This is a genomic window from Lysobacter yangpyeongensis, from assembly GCF_042655745.1.
GTDB classification, from domain to species: Bacteria; Pseudomonadota; Gammaproteobacteria; order Xanthomonadales; family Xanthomonadaceae; genus Agrilutibacter; species Agrilutibacter yangpyeongensis.
Genome location: NZ_JBHSNM010000002.1, coordinates 308,398 through 323,153, shown reverse-complemented (window position 1 = coordinate 323,153; position 14,756 = coordinate 308,398). Strand labels below are relative to the sequence as shown.

The following is a 14,756-nucleotide window of genomic DNA, read 5'->3' as shown; positions in this document are numbered from 1 at the left end:
CGTGGTTCGATGCGTCGCCATGCGCCGACGTATGCCAAGGAAACGGCGCGACTCCACCGACAACTAGGGGAACAAACCAAATGACGAAACCCGTCCGCCGCCTGCTTGCCGCCGCCCTGGCGCTGGCCTCGCTGCCGGCCTTCGCGCAGACCTATTCGCAGACGGTCTTTTTCGGCGACAGCCTGACCGACTCGGGCTTCTACCGGCCCTTCCTGGTGGAGAACGCCGGCCCGAGCGCGGCGATTGTCGGCCGCTTCACGACCAATCCCGGCCTGGTGTGGTCGGAATACCTGGCCGACTTCTACGGCACCGGCGCGGCGTCCGCATGGGGCCTGACCAGCGGCGGCATCGTCCTCCAGGACGGCACCAACTACGCCGCCGGCGGCGCCACCATCGTGAACGGCGCGGGCTTCCCGCCCACTCCGCCCACGCAGTTCGCGCCCTCGCTCACCACGCAGATCCAGACCTACCTCGCGCGCAACGGCGGACACGCCGATCCGAACGCGCTCTACACGGTCTGGGGCGGGGCCAACGATCTGTTCTTCACCCTCAACGGCGCGACGACGCCGCAGCAGTTCCTGGCCTCGGCGACCGCCGAAGTCGGACTGGTGGGCACGCTGACCAACGCCGGCGCGCGCTACATCCTGGTGCCGACCATGCCGGACGTGGGCCTTACGCCGTTCGGCGTGTCGCAAGGGCCAGCGGGTTCGGCCGGCATCACTGCGCTGGTCGACGGCTACAACCAGACCCTGTTCGGCGGCCTGGCGCAGCAGGGCCTGCGCGTGATTCCGCTGGATACCTACCACCTGCTGCGCGAGATCAGCGCAGACCCGGGAACCTACGGCTTCAACAGCGCGGTGCTTCCGGCTTGCGCCGGCACCTCGCTCACCTGCGTGAGCACCGGCAGCGGACGCGCGTTCGCCGACGGCGTGCATCCCAGCAGCGAAGCCCACGCGATCCTCTCGCAGTACGCCGTTTCGGTGCTCGAGGCGCCGCGACAGATCGCGGTGCTGCCGAATTCGGCGTCGATGGTCGGACGCGCGCGCGCCGATCGCGTGGCGTCGCACATCGACAACCTGTCGGGTGACGAAGGCAACCTGGGCTGGTGGATCGACGGCAGCGGCGACTTCCAGCGCTACGACCACGGCGACCTGTATGACGGCGCCGGTCCGGCGGTGGTCGGTGGCGTGGACTGGGCCAACCGCAACTTCGCGTGGGGCGCGTTCGGCGGATTCAGCCGCCAGGCGCTCGACTGGGGCCGTCGCGGCGGCAGCTTCGACCAGAGCGAAGCGACGATCGGCGGCTTCTTCGGCTGGTACGGGCCGCGCGCCTCGGTGTCGGCGCAGGTGAGCTGGTCGCAGATCGACTTCGACATCGACCGCGACGTGGTCCTCGGCCCGGCGGTGCGCACGCACCACGGTTCGGCCGACGGCGACAACCTGAGCGTGGGCATCAATGCCGGCTACGAGTTCGGCGGCGACGTGTTCCGCCACGGCCCGGTCGTGTCGGTGCTCGCGCAGAAGATCAGCATCGACGGTTTCGCCGAAAGCGATCCGGAACTGTCCACCTCGCTGGCCTATCCCGACCAGGACTTCGATTCGCTGATCGGCAGCATCGGCTGGCAGGCGCACTACCTGATCAGCGAACACGCGCGTCCGTACGCACGCCTCACGGTCGACCGCGAATTCGAGGATTCGCCGCGCGAAGCCTGGGCGCAGGTGCAGTCGCTGCCGGTCGCGATGCCGTACGCCGTGCCCGGCGTCGAATTCGACCACGACTACGGCACGTTCACCCTCGGCGTGCGCAGCAAGATCTTCGGTCTCGATGCCAACATCGGCGGCAGCACCACCGTCGGCCAGACCGGCGGCAACAACGCGACGGTGTTCGTCACCCTGGGTTCGGCGTTCTGACCGATTCCGGCACGTAAAGCAGACAAGGGCCCTGCGGGGCCCTTCGTCTTTCCGGCGGCCGCTCGCGTTGCCAATGCACCGGAGCGGGGCATAGACTGATCCGGCAGGCACGCGCCGTGCGGGTGTAGTTCAATGGTAGAACTTCGGCTTCCCAAGCCGATAGCGTGGGTTCGATTCCCATCACCCGCTCCAACTTCAACGCTTCCGAAACGGCCACGAAGGGAAGCAACACAACCGTAACGGCAGTCGCGTCACAGTGACTGCCGTTTTTCCTTCCGGAAGGAAACTGGCGTGGCGCAACAGAGTTCGCACGGGATTCCTGCACGGATCGTCCTCGGCTGGCGCGAGTGGGCCTGCCTGCCGCGGCTCGGCCTGCCCGCCGTGCGCTGCAAGATCGACAGTGGCGCGCGCAGTTCGGCGCTGCATGTCGACCGCTACTGGCGCTTCATCGAACGCGGCGTGCCGTGGGTGGGCTTCCAGCTCAGCAACGATGGCCACGGCGAGGCGCTGGTGCAGGCGGTGGCACCGGTATTCGATGAACGTGACGTCATCGATTCCGGCGGGCATCGCACGCGACGGATCTTCCTGCGGACCACGCTGCAACTGGCGGGCGTGGAACGCGAAATCGAAATCAACCTGACCGACCGGCAGCGCATGCTGTTCCCGATGCTGCTGGGACGCACCGCGATGTCCGGCCGCTTCACCGTCGATCCCGGGCGTTCCTACCTGCACGGCCGGCATGACCCGGCCGCCGCCGGTCCGACGATCGCCCGGGCCGCCGACGTCGCGGCGATGCGCCTGTTCAAACGCCTGCCGGCTACTCCTTCGCGCCATCCATGAAACTCGCGATCCTCTCGCGCAACAGCAAGCTGTATTCGACCCGCCGCCTGGTGGAGGCCGCCCGCGAGCGCGGCCACAGCGTGCGCGTGCTCGATCCGTTGCGCTGCTACATGCGCATCGCCAGCGACGGCTTCGCCATGCATTACAAGGGCCGCCCCATCGCCGGTTACGACGCCGTCGTTCCGCGCGTGGGCGCCTCGGTGACGCGTTACGGGTCGGCCGTGCTGCGCCAGTTCGAGCTGATGGGCAGCTTCACGCCCAATCCCTCCGACGCGATCCTCAAGGCGCGCGACAAGCTGCGTTGCCACCAGCTGCTCGCTGCGCAGGGGATCGGTTTGCCGGTGACGGTGTTCGGCGACAACCCGGACGATACCCACGACCTGCTGGCGATGCTCGGACCGCCGCCGCACGTCATCAAGTTGAACGAGGGCACGCAGGGCGCCGGCGTGATGCTGACGGAAAAGCCTTCCGCCTCGCGCAGCGTGATCGAGGCATTGCGCGGGCTGTATGCGAATTTCCTGGTGCAGGAGTTCGTCGCCGAGGCCAAGGGCGCCGACCTGCGCTGCTTCGTGGTCGGCGATGCCGTGGTCGCGGCGATGAAGCGACAGGCGCCGAAGGGCGACTTCCGCTCCAACCTGCATCGCGGCGGCAGCGCGAAGGGCGTGCGTCCGAGCGCGATCGAGCAGGACGTGGCGATACGCGCGGCGCAGGCGCTGGGCCTGGGCATCGCCGGTGTCGACCTGATCCGCTCGCGGCGCGGTCCGCTGGTGCTCGAAGTCAACGCATCCCCGGGATTGGAAGGCATCGAGGCCGCCACCGGCGTGGACGTGGCGGCGGCCGTGATCGAATTCGTCGGCGCCCGGTTCCGGCGCCGGAGCCCCCGCCCGATCGGAGTGGGGCGGAGTCTTAACGAAAAAATTATCGTCGAAAATTATCTTTAAAAATCAATCAGTTAATTGTTAAATGCTGGCGTTGAATGACGGCGGCGACGGCGAAATAACGAAATTTTACATGCCCCTTTTAACGGACTTTTAGTTCCGGCAGGCGTAGCCTGAGCACACCGGAATCCCGCTGCTTCCTCGTCAACAGTCGGTCGCAGGATGACGGTAATCGGGGCAACACCCTTTTTGACCCGGATGCGGCGGCCCCGCATCCGGGTCTTTCTTTTCTGCGCGACCGCGAGCGCAGTTCCGATGCCCGCGAAGGCGCGAAACCGACGGTCACGGGATCGTTTCGAGCAGATTTGTTAATTTCACGCCGATGCTCCGGACGCAAGCCATCCGGAACCCGGCGGCGGCCGCACGGTCGAAGCCCTACCTGAGACGGACCGACACATGCGCATCCTCGTCATCGAAGACAACCAGGACATCGCGGCCAACCTTGGCGACTTCCTCGAAGACCGCGGCCACACCGTGGACTTCGCCGCCGACGGCATCACCGGGCTGCACCTGGCGGTCGTGCACGAATTCGATGCGATCGTGCTGGACCTGAACCTGCCGGGGCTCGACGGCCTCGAAGTCTGCCGCAAGCTGCGCAACGAAGCGCGCAAGCAGACTCCCGTGCTGGTGCTGACCGCGCGCGACTCGCTGGACAACAAGCTCGCCGGCTTCGACTCCGGCGCCGACGATTACCTGATCAAGCCGTTCGCGCTGCAGGAAGTCGAGGTTCGGCTGAATGCGCTGGCGCGCCGCGGCCGCGGGGTGCAGACGCGCGTGCTGAACGTCGCCGACCTGGAATACAACCTGGACACGCTCGAAGTGCGCCGCCAGGGCAAGCTCCTGCAGCTCAACCCGACCGCGCTGAAGATCCTGCAGGCGCTGATGGAGGCCTCGCCCGCCGTGGTGACGCGTCAGGAACTGGAAACGCGCGTGTGGGGCGAGGAACTGCCCGATTCGGATTCGCTGCGCGTGCATATCCACGGACTGCGTGCGGTCGTCGACAAGCCCTTCGACACGCCGCTGATCCAGACGCGCCATGGCATCGGCTATCGCATCGCCCCGCCGGAAAACGGCTGACTGCCAGCACGGCGCAGGGCGGGGCGCTACGTGATCCACGACTACCGGCCGGTGGCGCCACCGGCATGCCGTGTGCGACGCGCACGGTCCACCCCTGGCTGACATGTCCTACGACGCTGCGGCACCACGCAAACGCAAGACCCGATACCGGCGCCAGCTGCGCAGCCGCATCATCCTCGCCTTCGTGCTGCTCGGCTTCGGCCTGACCGCGCTGTTCGCCTACGCGACCAACTGGACGCGTTCGCGCGTGGAGAACGCGCTGGTCGAGGACGTGATGAACCGCAACATCAGCGCCTACGCCCAGGCCTTTGCCCGCGACCCGAACAATCCGGAATTCGCGGTCAGCCAGATGCGCGCGTTCGTGTACACGCCGGACAAGTTCGATTCCGTCCGCATCAACCGTCCCGAGTGGTACGGACTGTCCGACGGCATCCACGGCATCGTCGGCACGGATGAACAGGGGCAGCCGCTGAGCTACAAGCTGGCCGTGCGGAAGACGCCGCAGGCATGGTTCTTCCTCGCCTACGACATGACCCAGACCATGCGCGGCGAGGAGCAGTTCAACCGCGCCATCTACCTGTCGGTGGTCGTGTTCACCCTGCTGTCGCTGGTGGTGGGGTTGTGGGCGGCTTCGCGCGTGATGAGCCCGGTGACCGAACTGGCCAATCGCCTGCAGCAGTCCGGCAGCAGCTCCGAGCCCGAACGCCTGGCCTCGCATTTCCCCGACGACGAAGTCGGTCAGCTCGCCGAAGCCCTCGACGACTATGCCGAGCGCCTGACCCACGTCGTCCAGCGCGACCGCGAGTTCAACGCCGACGTGAGCCACGAACTGCGCACGCCGCTGGCGGTGATCAAGGGCGCGGTCGAACTGCTGCTGTCGAAACCGGACCTCGACGACAAGACCCGGTCGCGGCTGCAGCGCATCCAGCGCGCCGAGCAGCAGTGCACCGACCTGATCAGTGCGTTGCTGCTGCTGTCGCGCAGCGAGCGCGGCCACGGTGCGACCGACGTCGGCAAGGTCGCCGAGCAGCTGCTCGACGCGCATCGCGCGCAGCTGGGCGGCAAGCCGCTGGACCTGCGGCTGGAAGGCGAGCGCGGACTCGTGGTCGACGCACCGGAATCGGCAGTGTCGGTCGCCCTGGGCAATCTGATCGGCAACGCCGTGAAATACACCACGCAGGGCGAAGTCGTGGTGCGCATGCATCCCCAGGCGGTGGAGGTGATCGACTCCGGGCCCGGGCTCAGCGAGGAGGATGCGGCCAAGCTGTTCGAGCGCGGCTATCGCGGCACGCACGCCGGCCACTCGCAGGGCGGCGGCATCGGCCTGTCGATCGTGCGCCGCCTGTGCGACCTCTACGGCTGGGACGTGCGGGTGCTGCCCGGTGCGGCGAAGGGCGTGGTCGCGATCCTCACCTTCGGCCGCGACACCACGCTGGCCTGACCCGGACCGCAAAGGGAAAGAGCCGGTTGCCCGGCTCTTTTCGTTCCAGCGTCACAGCGCTTCCAGCCACCCGTACTTGTCCGGGGTACGGCCGTCGAACAGGCCGAAGAACAGCTCCTGGATGCGCCGCGTGACCGCGCCCGGCTTGCCGGTGCCGACCTGGCGGCCGTCGACCGAGCGGATCGGGGTGATCTCCGCCGCCGTTCCGCACATGAAGAGCTCGTCGCAGAGGTACAGGTACTCGCGCGGCAGATCGCGCTCGATCACTTCGATGCCGTTGTCGCGGGCGAGGGTGATGATGCTGTTGCGGGTCAGGCCGTTGAGCAGCGCCGCGCTCACCGGCGAGGTGTGCAGCGCGCCGTCGAAGACCAGGAACAGGTTCTCGCCCGCGCCTTCGCTGAGCAGGCCGGTGGACGCCAGCGCGATGCCTTCGCCGAAGCCGAGGCGGCGCGCCTCGCGTGCGACCAGCTGTCCGGACAGGTAGTTGCCGCCGGCCTTGGCGCCCGCGGGCAGGGTGTTGGGCGCGAAACGCTGCCAGCTCGACACGCAGGCGTCGATGCCTTCCTCGACCACGCTGGCGCCGAGGTACTGGCCCATCTTCCACGTGGCGACGGCGACGTCGGTGGGCGTGTCGGCCGACAGGCCGAAACCGCCCAGGCCGCGATAGGCGACCGGACGCAGGTAATCGGTGGTGTTGCCGTTCGCCTTGATCACCTCGCGGCAGGCCGCGTTGATCTCGTCGAGCGAATACGGCATCGGCATGTCGTAGATCTTGGCCGATGCGAACAGACGCCGGTTATGGTCGGTGAGGCGGAAGATGATCGGACCGTCCGGCGTCTGGTAGGTGCGGATGCCCTCGAACACCGACGAACCGTAATGCACCACGTGCGACATCACGTGCGTGGTTGCCTCGGCCCAACGCTTGATCGCGCCGTTGTGCCAGATCCATTCGGGGTAGTGCATGGCCATGCCGGTTCTCGCGGGGGAAAGATGCGTAGTTTAGCGCCCCGGCTTTGCGCCGACGAAACCGCGGGATGGCGCGACGCCCCTCCGCGCGGTGAGATCCGGCGATTCGGGCTTCGACACCGCACGCAACCGCACGGTGCCGCATGTCGTGGGATCGGCACGCTCGCGCGCGGCAGGAGCGACGCCGATTCCGCTAGTACCGCACCCACCAGCAGCCGAAGTAGTGGGTCAGGCCGAACACGGTCTGCGAAGGCGTCGCGCTGTCGCGCAGCGTCTGCTCGACGCGCAGACCCACCGGGTCGCGGCGCACCGTGGTCTGCGGATACAGGTTGCCGTCGGCAGGAGCGGCGCCTGCGCTCTCGGCCGCGTCGCCGCTGGTCGTTTGCTCCGGCGCCGGCGTGGTGGGCATCACCGGCACGATGTCCACCAACGGGCGATTGGCGATCGCGTCCAGCTGCGTCCAGATGCGAAATCCCTCGTCGGCCGACGTGCCGGGCCAGTGATAGAGGGCGGCCAGGTGGTTCGCGTCGTGGGTGTCGATGGCGTTGCGCATTTCGTAGGCGAGATCCTGCACGGTGCGCGCGCAACCGCGGTGCAGCTGCGCACCCGGCGCGGCCTCGGTACTGGGCGGTATCCGCTCTACCGCGCCGACCTCCTCGCAATGGCGATCGGTGAAGATCGTCTGGCCACTCGCCGTCACGCAATGCCGCACCTGCGCCTGTGCCGCGTGCGGCCAGGCCAGCACCAGCGCGCACAGGAAAAAAGCGGGCAGTAGCGGCCGCAACGACATGGCGCGCAGCCTAGCGCCGCGGGTCACGGGCGAAAAGTGCGTTGGTGCGCGATTCGCGAAGTCGTCGGCGTCGTGCGCTGCGAATTCAGGCGGCGATGAAATAGCAGCCCGCATAACGGCGGACGCCGAAATCCACGATGCGACCGTCGCCGGCGAAGACCAGCTGCATCAGGCCGGCATCGCTGCGAATCGCATCGGCGGCTTCCTCGCCGGAACCGATCCATGCGGCGAGGAAGCGCGCATCGGCCAGTGGCTTCGCGGACAGGCGTTCGAGTTGTTTCATCACCGGCAAGGCCTGGCGATTGCTCATCCCGACCCAGTGGTAGCTCTCCGCGATGCGGTTGACGTCGTGCAGGGCGAAGGCGCCGGCAAGGTCGCGCGACAGCTGTTGCGGGGATTGCGCGCAACCGGCCGCGGCAGAGCGTCGGCCGGTTGCGGTTGTCTGCAGCGGTTCCGATGCATCGCGGTAGGTCACCTCCAGCGCGTCCGCGCGCTCGCCCGCCTTCGCCAGCGCGAGCCGCAGCGACAGATCGTCGGAAATGCGCACGGGTCGCGCGTGGAAGGCCGCGCAGGGCTTGTCGGTATACAGCGCGTTGCCGTCGGCGGCTTCGCAACGCTGGATGGCGGGTTCGCCGGATGCCATCGCTTCGGGAGCCGGCGCCGATCCCAGCGTCGTCAGCGCGAGCGCGGCAAACAAGGCGGGAATGGTCGGCTTCACGGCACATGCGATCGGACGGAACACGCCGCGATGTTCCGGTCGGCACGGTCAATGGCACGTATGCGGAGTGCAGTTCAGGCTGAACCGACGCTGGCCGCAAGCGAAAGGTTCAGCGACGTCGAACGCGGGTGAGTTCGCTACTGCAGGCGCGAGAGCACGCCGATCGTCGGCCTGGACAGATTGAGCGTGTAGATGTGCAGGCCCGGAGCGCCGCCATCGATCAGGCGCCGGCACAGGCCCGCGACCAGGTCCGCGGCGAATTCGCGCACGCTGTCGATGTCGTCGCCGAAAGCCTGCATGCGCTTGCCGATCCAGCGCGGGATTTCCGCGCCGCAGGCTTCGGAGAAGCGCCGCAGTTGGGTGAAGTTGGAAATCGGCATGATGCCGGGAACGATGGGCACCTCGACGCCAAGCGCGCGCACGTCGTCGACGAAGCGGAAATACGCATCGGCGTTGTAGAAGTACTGGGTGATCGCGCCGTTCGCGCCGGCCTCGATCTTGCGCTTGAAGTTGCGCAGGTCGGCAAGCGCGTCCTCGGCCTGCGGATGGCATTCCGGGTACGCCGCCACTTCGATGTGGAAGAAGCCGTCGTATTCGCTGCGGATGAACCCGACCAGGTCGGACGCGTAACGGAAGTCGCCCGCTCGTCCCATGCCCGACGGCAGGTCGCCGCGCAGCGCCACGATGCGGCGGCAGCCCATCGCCTTGTAGCGCACCAGCAGTTCGCCCAGTTCGGCGCGCGTGCCGCCCACGCAGGACAGGTGCGGCGCCGCATCGAGCCCGTGGTGCGCGTGCAGCCGCTCCACGGTCTCGGGCGTGTACGACAGGGTGGAACCGCCGGCGCCGAACGTGCACGACACGTATTCGGGTCGGAAGGCCTTGAGGCGCGCCGCAGTCTTGTCCAGCTGCGCGCGCTGCTCGTCGGTCTTCGGCGGGTAGAACTCGAAGCTGAGGGGAGGAAGGGGCATGCGCGGGCGGGGGAATCCAGGTCCGGCGCAGTCTATCGCTTCATCGCGATGACAGGAAATAACGATTCGACCTTGGTGTGCCGCCGCCGCTGGTCGCGGCTTGCCGCCGTTCGCCATGGGCTGCGGCCGCTCGTCATCCGGTTCCGGCGCGCGTCGCGGACCGCGGCCACGCTGTGTCCACACCAACGCAAGGAGCCCTTCATGCAATCGCCGATCGAGTCCATGTTCCAGTCGATGTTCCGCTCATCCTTCCGCAAGGCCTTCCGCCTGTTCGCCCTTGGCTTCGCGCTGACGTTCGCGACTTGGCAGGGCGCGCACGCGGCCACGCCGGAAAACTTCCGCGGCCTCAAGGTCGACGTGGTGGGCGAAGGGCGTCCGGTGCTGATGATCCCGGGGCTCAACAGCGCGGGCGAAACCTGGACCGAGACCTGCGCCGCGCTGCAGAAGGACCACGTGCAGTGCCATATCGTCACGTTGCCCGGTTTTGCCGGCCTGCCCTTGACGCCGGACGCGAACAAGGCGGCATGGCTCGACGACATGCGCGACCGCCTGCTCGCCTACATCGACGCCCGCAAGCTCGCGCATCCGGTGGTGATGGGCCACAGCCTGGGCGGTTTCCTCGCCCTGCAGATGGCGATCAGGCAACCGGAACGGTTCGAGCGCGTGGTCATCGTCGATGCGCTCGCGTTCCTCGGTGCGGTGCGCAATCCGGCCGCGACCGTGGAACAGGTGAAGCCGATGGCCGACGCGATGCGCAAGCAGATGCTCGCGCAGGACGAGGCCGGCTACCGCGCCGGCGTCGCCGCCAACCTGCAGGGCATGGCGCACGATCCCAAGCGTGTGGAAACGCTCGCAACCTGGGGCAATGCCAGCGATCGCACGATCACGGCCGAAGCGATGTACGAAATGATGACCACCGACCTACGCGGCGAGGTGGCGAAGATCCGCGTGCCGACGCTGGTGTTGGGCGCCTGGGCCGCGTACGCGCCCTACGGCGTGACCAAGGAATCGACCGCGCAGCTCTACAAGGCGCAATACGCGAAACTCGACGGCGTGCGCGTGGAGATGAGCGAAGCCGGCTACCATTTCCTGATGTGGGACGACCCGCAGTGGTTGCAGCAGCAGGTGCGCGACTTCATCGGCACCGGCAAGTAATCCGCGCGACGGCCGGCAATCGCCGGCCGTCGCTTGTGTGACGCACCGAATCCAGAAGGGAACACCGCTTCATGACGCGCGCCGATGTCCGCTTCGCCCTGCTGAACCTCATTCCGGCGTCCCTTTACGCGGGCTTCGTCCTGGTCAGTTTCAGCATGATGGGCGGCCCGGTATCGGCCGCGCGCTGGCTGGCCGGCAGCCTCGGTGCGGGGCTGTGGCTGGCGACGGGCATCCTGCGCACCATCGCGCTGCGCCGGAACTGGTTCGGACTTGGGGCCGGTGCGTTGCTGCTGCGTCTCGCGGCGGGCGTGGTCATCGCCGCCTTCGTCGTGCAGTTCGGCGTGCGCGTGGTGATCACCCTCGCCGACATGCTCGGCCTCTATCGCCTGCTGCCGAACGATACCTACGGGATCCGCGAGGCGATCGTGTATGCGGTGCAGGTCTCGCTGATCCTGTGGCTGTGGGTGGCCGCGTGGGCGGGCTGGCACCTGTTGCGCCACCGCCGTCACAGCGAGATGGCCCGTCTGCGCGCGGAATCGCGCCACAACGCGCTTGAGCTCGATGCGTTGCGGGCGCGACTGAACCCGCACTTCGTCTTCAATGCGCTCAACAACGTGCGCGCGCTGATCAATGAGGAGCCGGCGCGGGCGCGCGAGGTGGTGACGCGTCTGTCGAACATCCTCCGTCATGCGCTGGAGCACAGCCAGCGCGAATCGGCCTCGCTGGGCGAGGAGCTCGCGGTGGTGGACGACTACCTCGCGGTGGAGGGCGTGCATTACGAAGAGCGGCTGCGCGTGCATCGCGACATCGCCCGCGATGCGCTGGATGCGCAGTTGCCGCCGATGCTGCTGCAGTTGCTGGTGGAAAACGCGATCAAGCACGGCATCGCGCGCACGCCCGGCGGCGGCGAGCTGGGCGTGGCTGCCTGGCGCCACGACGGCAAGCTCGCCATCGAAGTCAGCAATCCCGGCCGCCTCGACCAGTCCGGCAGCGGTCACGGCGTTGGTCTGGCCTACCTGCGCACGCGCCTCGCGCGCGAACAGGGCAGCCGTTTCGAACTGCAACAGAACGGCCCGCGCGTGCTGGCCTGCCTGGAGATCGCGCAGTGAGCGCCGGCATGCGCTCTGGCTCGGGCCGCTCGCCACTGCGGGTGCTCATCGTCGACGACACGCGTCTGGCGCGGCAGGAGTTGCGCACGCTGCTCGCCGACGTGCCCGGCGTGGAATGCATCGGCGAAGCCGATGACGTGCCTGCGGCAGTCGCGGCGATCGCGAAGCTGCAACCGGACCTGGTGCTGCTCGATATCCAGATGCCGTCGGGCACCGGCTTCGACGTGCTCGACGCCCTCGACCGTGCGCCGCTGGTGGTCTTTACCACGGCCTACGATCACTACGCCGTGCGTGCGTTCGATGCGAATGCCCTCGACTACCTGGTCAAGCCGGTGGTCCCCGAACGCCTGGCCGCGGCGATCGCGCGGGCGCAGGATCGCCGGCCGGGCACGGAGCCGCCCGTGGGCGAGCCGCGCGGCCTGCTGGGCGCGAACGATCAGGTCTTCCTGCGCGACGGCGAACAGTGCTGGTTCGTCGCCCTGCATGAAATCAGCCGCATCGTGGTGGACGGCAATTACGCGCGCGTGTGGTTCCGCGGTGAGGATGCGCTGCTGGCGCGCAGCCTGAGTGCGCTCGAAGCGCGGCTGGATCCGTCGCTGTTCTTCCGCGCCAACCGCAACACGCTGGTGAATCTGCGCATGGTCAAGAACATCGACCTCGCAGTGGGGGACGGATACGACCTCACGCTGAAGGACGGCAGCGTCGTGGAGGTGTCGCGGCGGCAGGCGCGGGAGTTGCGGGAGCGGTTGGCGTTGTAGGGAACGCAAGCGCAAGAGCGCAGGAGCGCAGGAGCGCAGGCGCGCAGGAGCGCAGGAGCGCAGGAGCGTTGGCTTCGGATGGACGCGCCGCCCGCCGGGCTGGGGGTTGCTGCGACCCTCCGGACGGCAGTCCTGCCTCTAGTCGGGCCGCGGGCCATCCATGGCCCGCTCTCCGCAACCCCCAGCCCGGCGGGCAGCGCTAATCGCGAGCATGTTCATTGCCGCTTCGGGCGGAAAACTCTTCGCTCTTCGCTCTTCGCTCTTCGCTCTTTGCTCTTTGCCTTCGCTCTTAGCTCTTTGCTCTTTGCTCTTTGCCTTCGCTCTTAGCTCTTAGCGCTTAGCTCTTGCTCTTGCTCTTGCTCTTGCTCGTCATCCCCGCGAAGGCGGGGATCCAGTGACTTGGCTTTTGCCATTGCCTTGCAGACCCAAAAAGAAACGGGCGCCGAAGCGCCCGTTTCCCAAAAAACATCGAGTCCACCAGCCGATCAGTAACGGTAATGATCCGGCTTGTACGGCCCTTCCACCGCCACGCCGAGGTAATCGGCCTGTTCCTGCGTCAGCTTGGTCAGCTTCACGCCGATCTTTTCCAGGTGCAGGCGCGCGACTTCCTCGTCGAGCTTCTTCGGCAGGATGTAGACCTTCGGCTCGTAGGTGTCCTTGTTCGCCCACAGATCCATCTGCGCGAGGGTCTGGTTGGAGAACGAGTTCGACATCACGAAGCTCGGGTGGCCCGTGGCGCAGCCCAGGTTGACCAGGCGGCCTTCGGCCAGCAGGAAGATCGAGTTGCCATTGCCGAAGGTGTACTTGTCGACCTGCGGCTTGATGTTGAGCTTCGCCGCGCCGCTGTTGTTCAGGCGGTCGACCTGGATCTCGTTGTCGAAGTGGCCGATGTTGCAGACGATAGCCTGGTCCTTCATCTGCTGCATGTGTTCGAGCGTGATCACGTCCTTGTTGCCGGTCGTGGTGACGTAGATGTCGCCGCGGCCGAGCGTGGACTCGATCGTGTTGACCTCGAAGCCTTCCATCGCGGCCTGCAGGGCGTTGATCGGGTCGATCTCGGTCACGACCACCCGCGCGCCGTAGGCACGCAGCGAGTGCGCCGAGCCCTTGCCGACGTCGCCGTAACCGCACACCACGGCGACCTTGCCGGCCAGCATCACGTCCATCGCGCGCTTGAGGCCGTCGGCCAGCGACTCGCGGCAACCGTAGAGGTTGTCGAACTTCGACTTGGTCACCGAGTCGTTGACGTTGATCGCCGGCACCAGCAGCTTGCCTTCCTGCGCCAGCTGGTAGAGGCGGTGCACGCCGGTGGTGGTTTCTTCCGACACGCCCTTCCAGTCCCTGACGACGCCGGCCCAGAAGCCCGGCCGCTCGGCGTGGACGCGCTTGAGCAGGTTCTTGATCACCTGCTCCTCGTGGTTCGCCGAGGGCGTGTTGACCCAGTCCGAACCGTTCTCGAGCTCATAGCCCTTGTGGATCAGCAGGGTGACGTCGCCGCCGTCGTCGACGACGAGCTGCGGGCCCCGGTACTTATTGGTGCTGTCGCCCGGGAAGGTCAGCGCGGCGAGCGTGCAGTCCCAGTATTCCTCGAGCGTTTCGCCCTTCCACGCGAACACCGGCGTGCCCGACCTGGCGATCGCGGCGGCGGCATGGTCCTGGGTCGAGAAGATGTTGCACGAGGCCCAGCGCACGTCGGCGCCGAGGTCGCGCAGCGTCTCGATCAGCACGGCGGTCTGGATGGTCATGTGCAGCGAACCGGTCACGCGCACGCCCTTGAGCGGCTTGGCCGGCGCGTACTTGCGGCGGATCGACATCAGGCCCGGCATCTCGTGTTCGGCGATGTCGATTTCCTTGCGGCCCCAGTCGGCCAGCGAGATGTCGGCGACCTTGTAATCGCCTTCGGTCGAGAAGGTCTTCGGTACGGCGTTCATTTGTAGCTCCGTTGTTTGGAAGTCGTTCGCCGGAATGGCGTGACTTGCAGTAACGGGCGCCGTTGGTGCGTTGGAACCTCGCCGAGCCTGGCCGCAAGTGACTTCATTGCGGTCGCAGCGCCCCTCGGCGGGGCAGGGGCGGGATTTTAGCGCGT

At 67.2% G+C, this 14,756-nt stretch carries 13 protein-coding genes, 1 tRNA gene and 1 riboswitch; of the genes, 9 read left to right on the top strand and 5 right to left on the bottom strand.

Going from position 1 to position 14,756, the window contains the following annotated elements; genetic code table 11:
• Positions 1–80: 80 nt before the first annotated feature.
• From ACFPN1_RS08300 to ACFPN1_RS08275, 6 genes are all read left to right on the top strand, one after another.
• Entirely contained in the window at positions 81–1,910 is a 1,830-nt protein-coding gene (locus tag ACFPN1_RS08300; protein WP_386754393.1) for an autotransporter domain-containing protein, read from the top strand.
• 118 nt (positions 1,911–2,028) lie between these two features.
• A tRNA-Gly gene (locus ACFPN1_RS08295) sits at positions 2,029–2,102 on the top strand.
• 99 nt (positions 2,103–2,201) lie between these two features.
• Positions 2,202–2,750, top strand: a complete 549-nt coding sequence (locus tag ACFPN1_RS08290; RefSeq protein ID WP_386754392.1) for an ATP-dependent zinc protease family protein — start codon at positions 2,202–2,204, stop codon at positions 2,748–2,750.
• On the top strand, positions 2,747–3,691 hold the full coding sequence (gene rimK, locus ACFPN1_RS08285; RefSeq protein ID WP_386754391.1) for a 30S ribosomal protein S6--L-glutamate ligase: 945 nt from the start codon (positions 2,747–2,749) through the stop codon (positions 3,689–3,691). Before ACFPN1_RS08290 ends, rimK begins: the two co-directional genes overlap by 4 nt.
• A 393-nt stretch (positions 3,692–4,084) precedes the next feature.
• Positions 4,085–4,765 carry a response regulator transcription factor gene (locus tag ACFPN1_RS08280; RefSeq protein WP_386754390.1) on the top strand — a complete coding sequence of 227 codons (681 nt, stop codon included), beginning with the start codon at positions 4,085–4,087 and terminating at the stop codon, positions 4,763–4,765.
• A 103-nt stretch (positions 4,766–4,868) separates the two neighbouring features.
• Positions 4,869–6,206 carry a sensor histidine kinase gene (locus ACFPN1_RS08275; RefSeq protein WP_386754388.1) on the top strand — a complete coding sequence of 446 codons (1,338 nt, stop codon included), beginning with the start codon at positions 4,869–4,871 and terminating at the stop codon, positions 6,204–6,206.
• A 51-nt stretch (positions 6,207–6,257) separates the two neighbouring features.
• Here the strand turns inward: ACFPN1_RS08275 and ACFPN1_RS08270 are convergent, their stop codons facing one another.
• From ACFPN1_RS08270 to metF, 4 genes are all read right to left on the bottom strand, one after another.
• Positions 6,258–7,175 carry a branched-chain amino acid transaminase gene (locus ACFPN1_RS08270; protein WP_386754387.1) on the bottom strand — a complete coding sequence of 306 codons (918 nt, stop codon included), beginning with the start codon at positions 7,173–7,175 and terminating at the stop codon, positions 6,258–6,260.
• 190 nt (positions 7,176–7,365) lie between these two features.
• Positions 7,366–7,962 (bottom strand): DUF4124 domain-containing protein, encoded by a 597-nt coding sequence (locus ACFPN1_RS08265; protein WP_386754386.1) that lies wholly within the window; start codon positions 7,960–7,962, stop codon positions 7,366–7,368.
• Positions 7,963–8,047: 85 nt separating this feature from the next.
• Positions 8,048–8,704, bottom strand: coding sequence for a hypothetical protein (locus ACFPN1_RS08260; protein ID WP_386754385.1), 657 nt, complete (start codon positions 8,702–8,704; stop codon positions 8,048–8,050).
• A gap of 113 nt (positions 8,705–8,817) precedes the next feature.
• Positions 8,818–9,648: a methylenetetrahydrofolate reductase [NAD(P)H] gene (metF, locus tag ACFPN1_RS08255; protein WP_386754384.1), complete on the bottom strand. Its 831-nt coding sequence runs from the start codon at positions 9,646–9,648 to the stop codon at positions 8,818–8,820.
• Between the two features lie 234 nt (positions 9,649–9,882).
• On the opposite strand from metF, the gene ACFPN1_RS08250 reads away from it, so the two are divergent.
• The 3 genes from ACFPN1_RS08250 to ACFPN1_RS08240 all read left to right on the top strand — a co-directional run bounded on the left by ACFPN1_RS08250 (position 9,883) and on the right by ACFPN1_RS08240 (position 12,670).
• The gene (locus ACFPN1_RS08250) at positions 9,883–10,803 is read left to right on the top strand and encodes an alpha/beta fold hydrolase (RefSeq protein WP_386754845.1); all 921 of its coding nucleotides are present in this window, start codon (positions 9,883–9,885) and stop codon (positions 10,801–10,803) included.
• A 71-nt stretch (positions 10,804–10,874) separates the two neighbouring features.
• Positions 10,875–11,912, top strand: coding sequence for a sensor histidine kinase (locus ACFPN1_RS08245; protein WP_386754383.1), 1,038 nt, complete (start codon positions 10,875–10,877; stop codon positions 11,910–11,912).
• Between the two features lie 8 nt (positions 11,913–11,920).
• Positions 11,921–12,670, top strand: a complete 750-nt coding sequence (locus ACFPN1_RS08240; RefSeq protein ID WP_386754382.1) for a LytR/AlgR family response regulator transcription factor — start codon at positions 11,921–11,923, stop codon at positions 12,668–12,670.
• Positions 12,671–13,155: 485 nt separating this feature from the next.
• On the opposite strand, the gene ahcY is transcribed toward ACFPN1_RS08240, so the two are convergent.
• A complete protein-coding gene (gene ahcY / locus ACFPN1_RS08235) occupies positions 13,156–14,601 on the bottom strand; it encodes an adenosylhomocysteinase (RefSeq protein WP_386754381.1) in 1,446 nt (481 codons plus the stop codon).
• 47 nt (positions 14,602–14,648) lie between these two features.
• A riboswitch (S-adenosyl-L-homocysteine riboswitch) is annotated at positions 14,649–14,733 on the bottom strand.
• Positions 14,734–14,756 lie beyond the last annotated feature (23 nt).

What these genes read in the sequence shown, in the direction of transcription:
- metF (WP_386754384.1), bottom strand. Translation starts at nt 9,648, where the DNA reads ATGCCCCTTCCTCCCCTCAGCTTCGAGTTCTACCCGCCGAAGACCGAC.
- ACFPN1_RS08280 (WP_386754390.1), top strand. Translation starts at nt 4,085, where the DNA reads ATGCGCATCCTCGTCATCGAAGACAACCAGGACATCGCGGCCAACCTT.
- ACFPN1_RS08275 (WP_386754388.1), top strand. Translation starts at nt 4,869, where the DNA reads ATGTCCTACGACGCTGCGGCACCACGCAAACGCAAGACCCGATACCGG.
- rimK (WP_386754391.1), top strand. Translation starts at nt 2,747, where the DNA reads ATGAAACTCGCGATCCTCTCGCGCAACAGCAAGCTGTATTCGACCCGC.
- ACFPN1_RS08250 (WP_386754845.1), top strand. Translation starts at nt 9,883, where the DNA reads ATGTTCCGCTCATCCTTCCGCAAGGCCTTCCGCCTGTTCGCCCTTGGC.
- ahcY (WP_386754381.1), bottom strand. Translation starts at nt 14,601, where the DNA reads ATGAACGCCGTACCGAAGACCTTCTCGACCGAAGGCGATTACAAGGTC.
- ACFPN1_RS08270 (WP_386754387.1), bottom strand. Translation starts at nt 7,175, where the DNA reads ATGGCCATGCACTACCCCGAATGGATCTGGCACAACGGCGCGATCAAG.
- ACFPN1_RS08240 (WP_386754382.1), top strand. Translation starts at nt 11,921, where the DNA reads ATGCGCTCTGGCTCGGGCCGCTCGCCACTGCGGGTGCTCATCGTCGAC.
- ACFPN1_RS08265 (WP_386754386.1), bottom strand. Translation starts at nt 7,962, where the DNA reads ATGTCGTTGCGGCCGCTACTGCCCGCTTTTTTCCTGTGCGCGCTGGTG.
- ACFPN1_RS08245 (WP_386754383.1), top strand. Translation starts at nt 10,875, where the DNA reads ATGACGCGCGCCGATGTCCGCTTCGCCCTGCTGAACCTCATTCCGGCG.
- ACFPN1_RS08300 (WP_386754393.1), top strand. Translation starts at nt 81, where the DNA reads ATGACGAAACCCGTCCGCCGCCTGCTTGCCGCCGCCCTGGCGCTGGCC.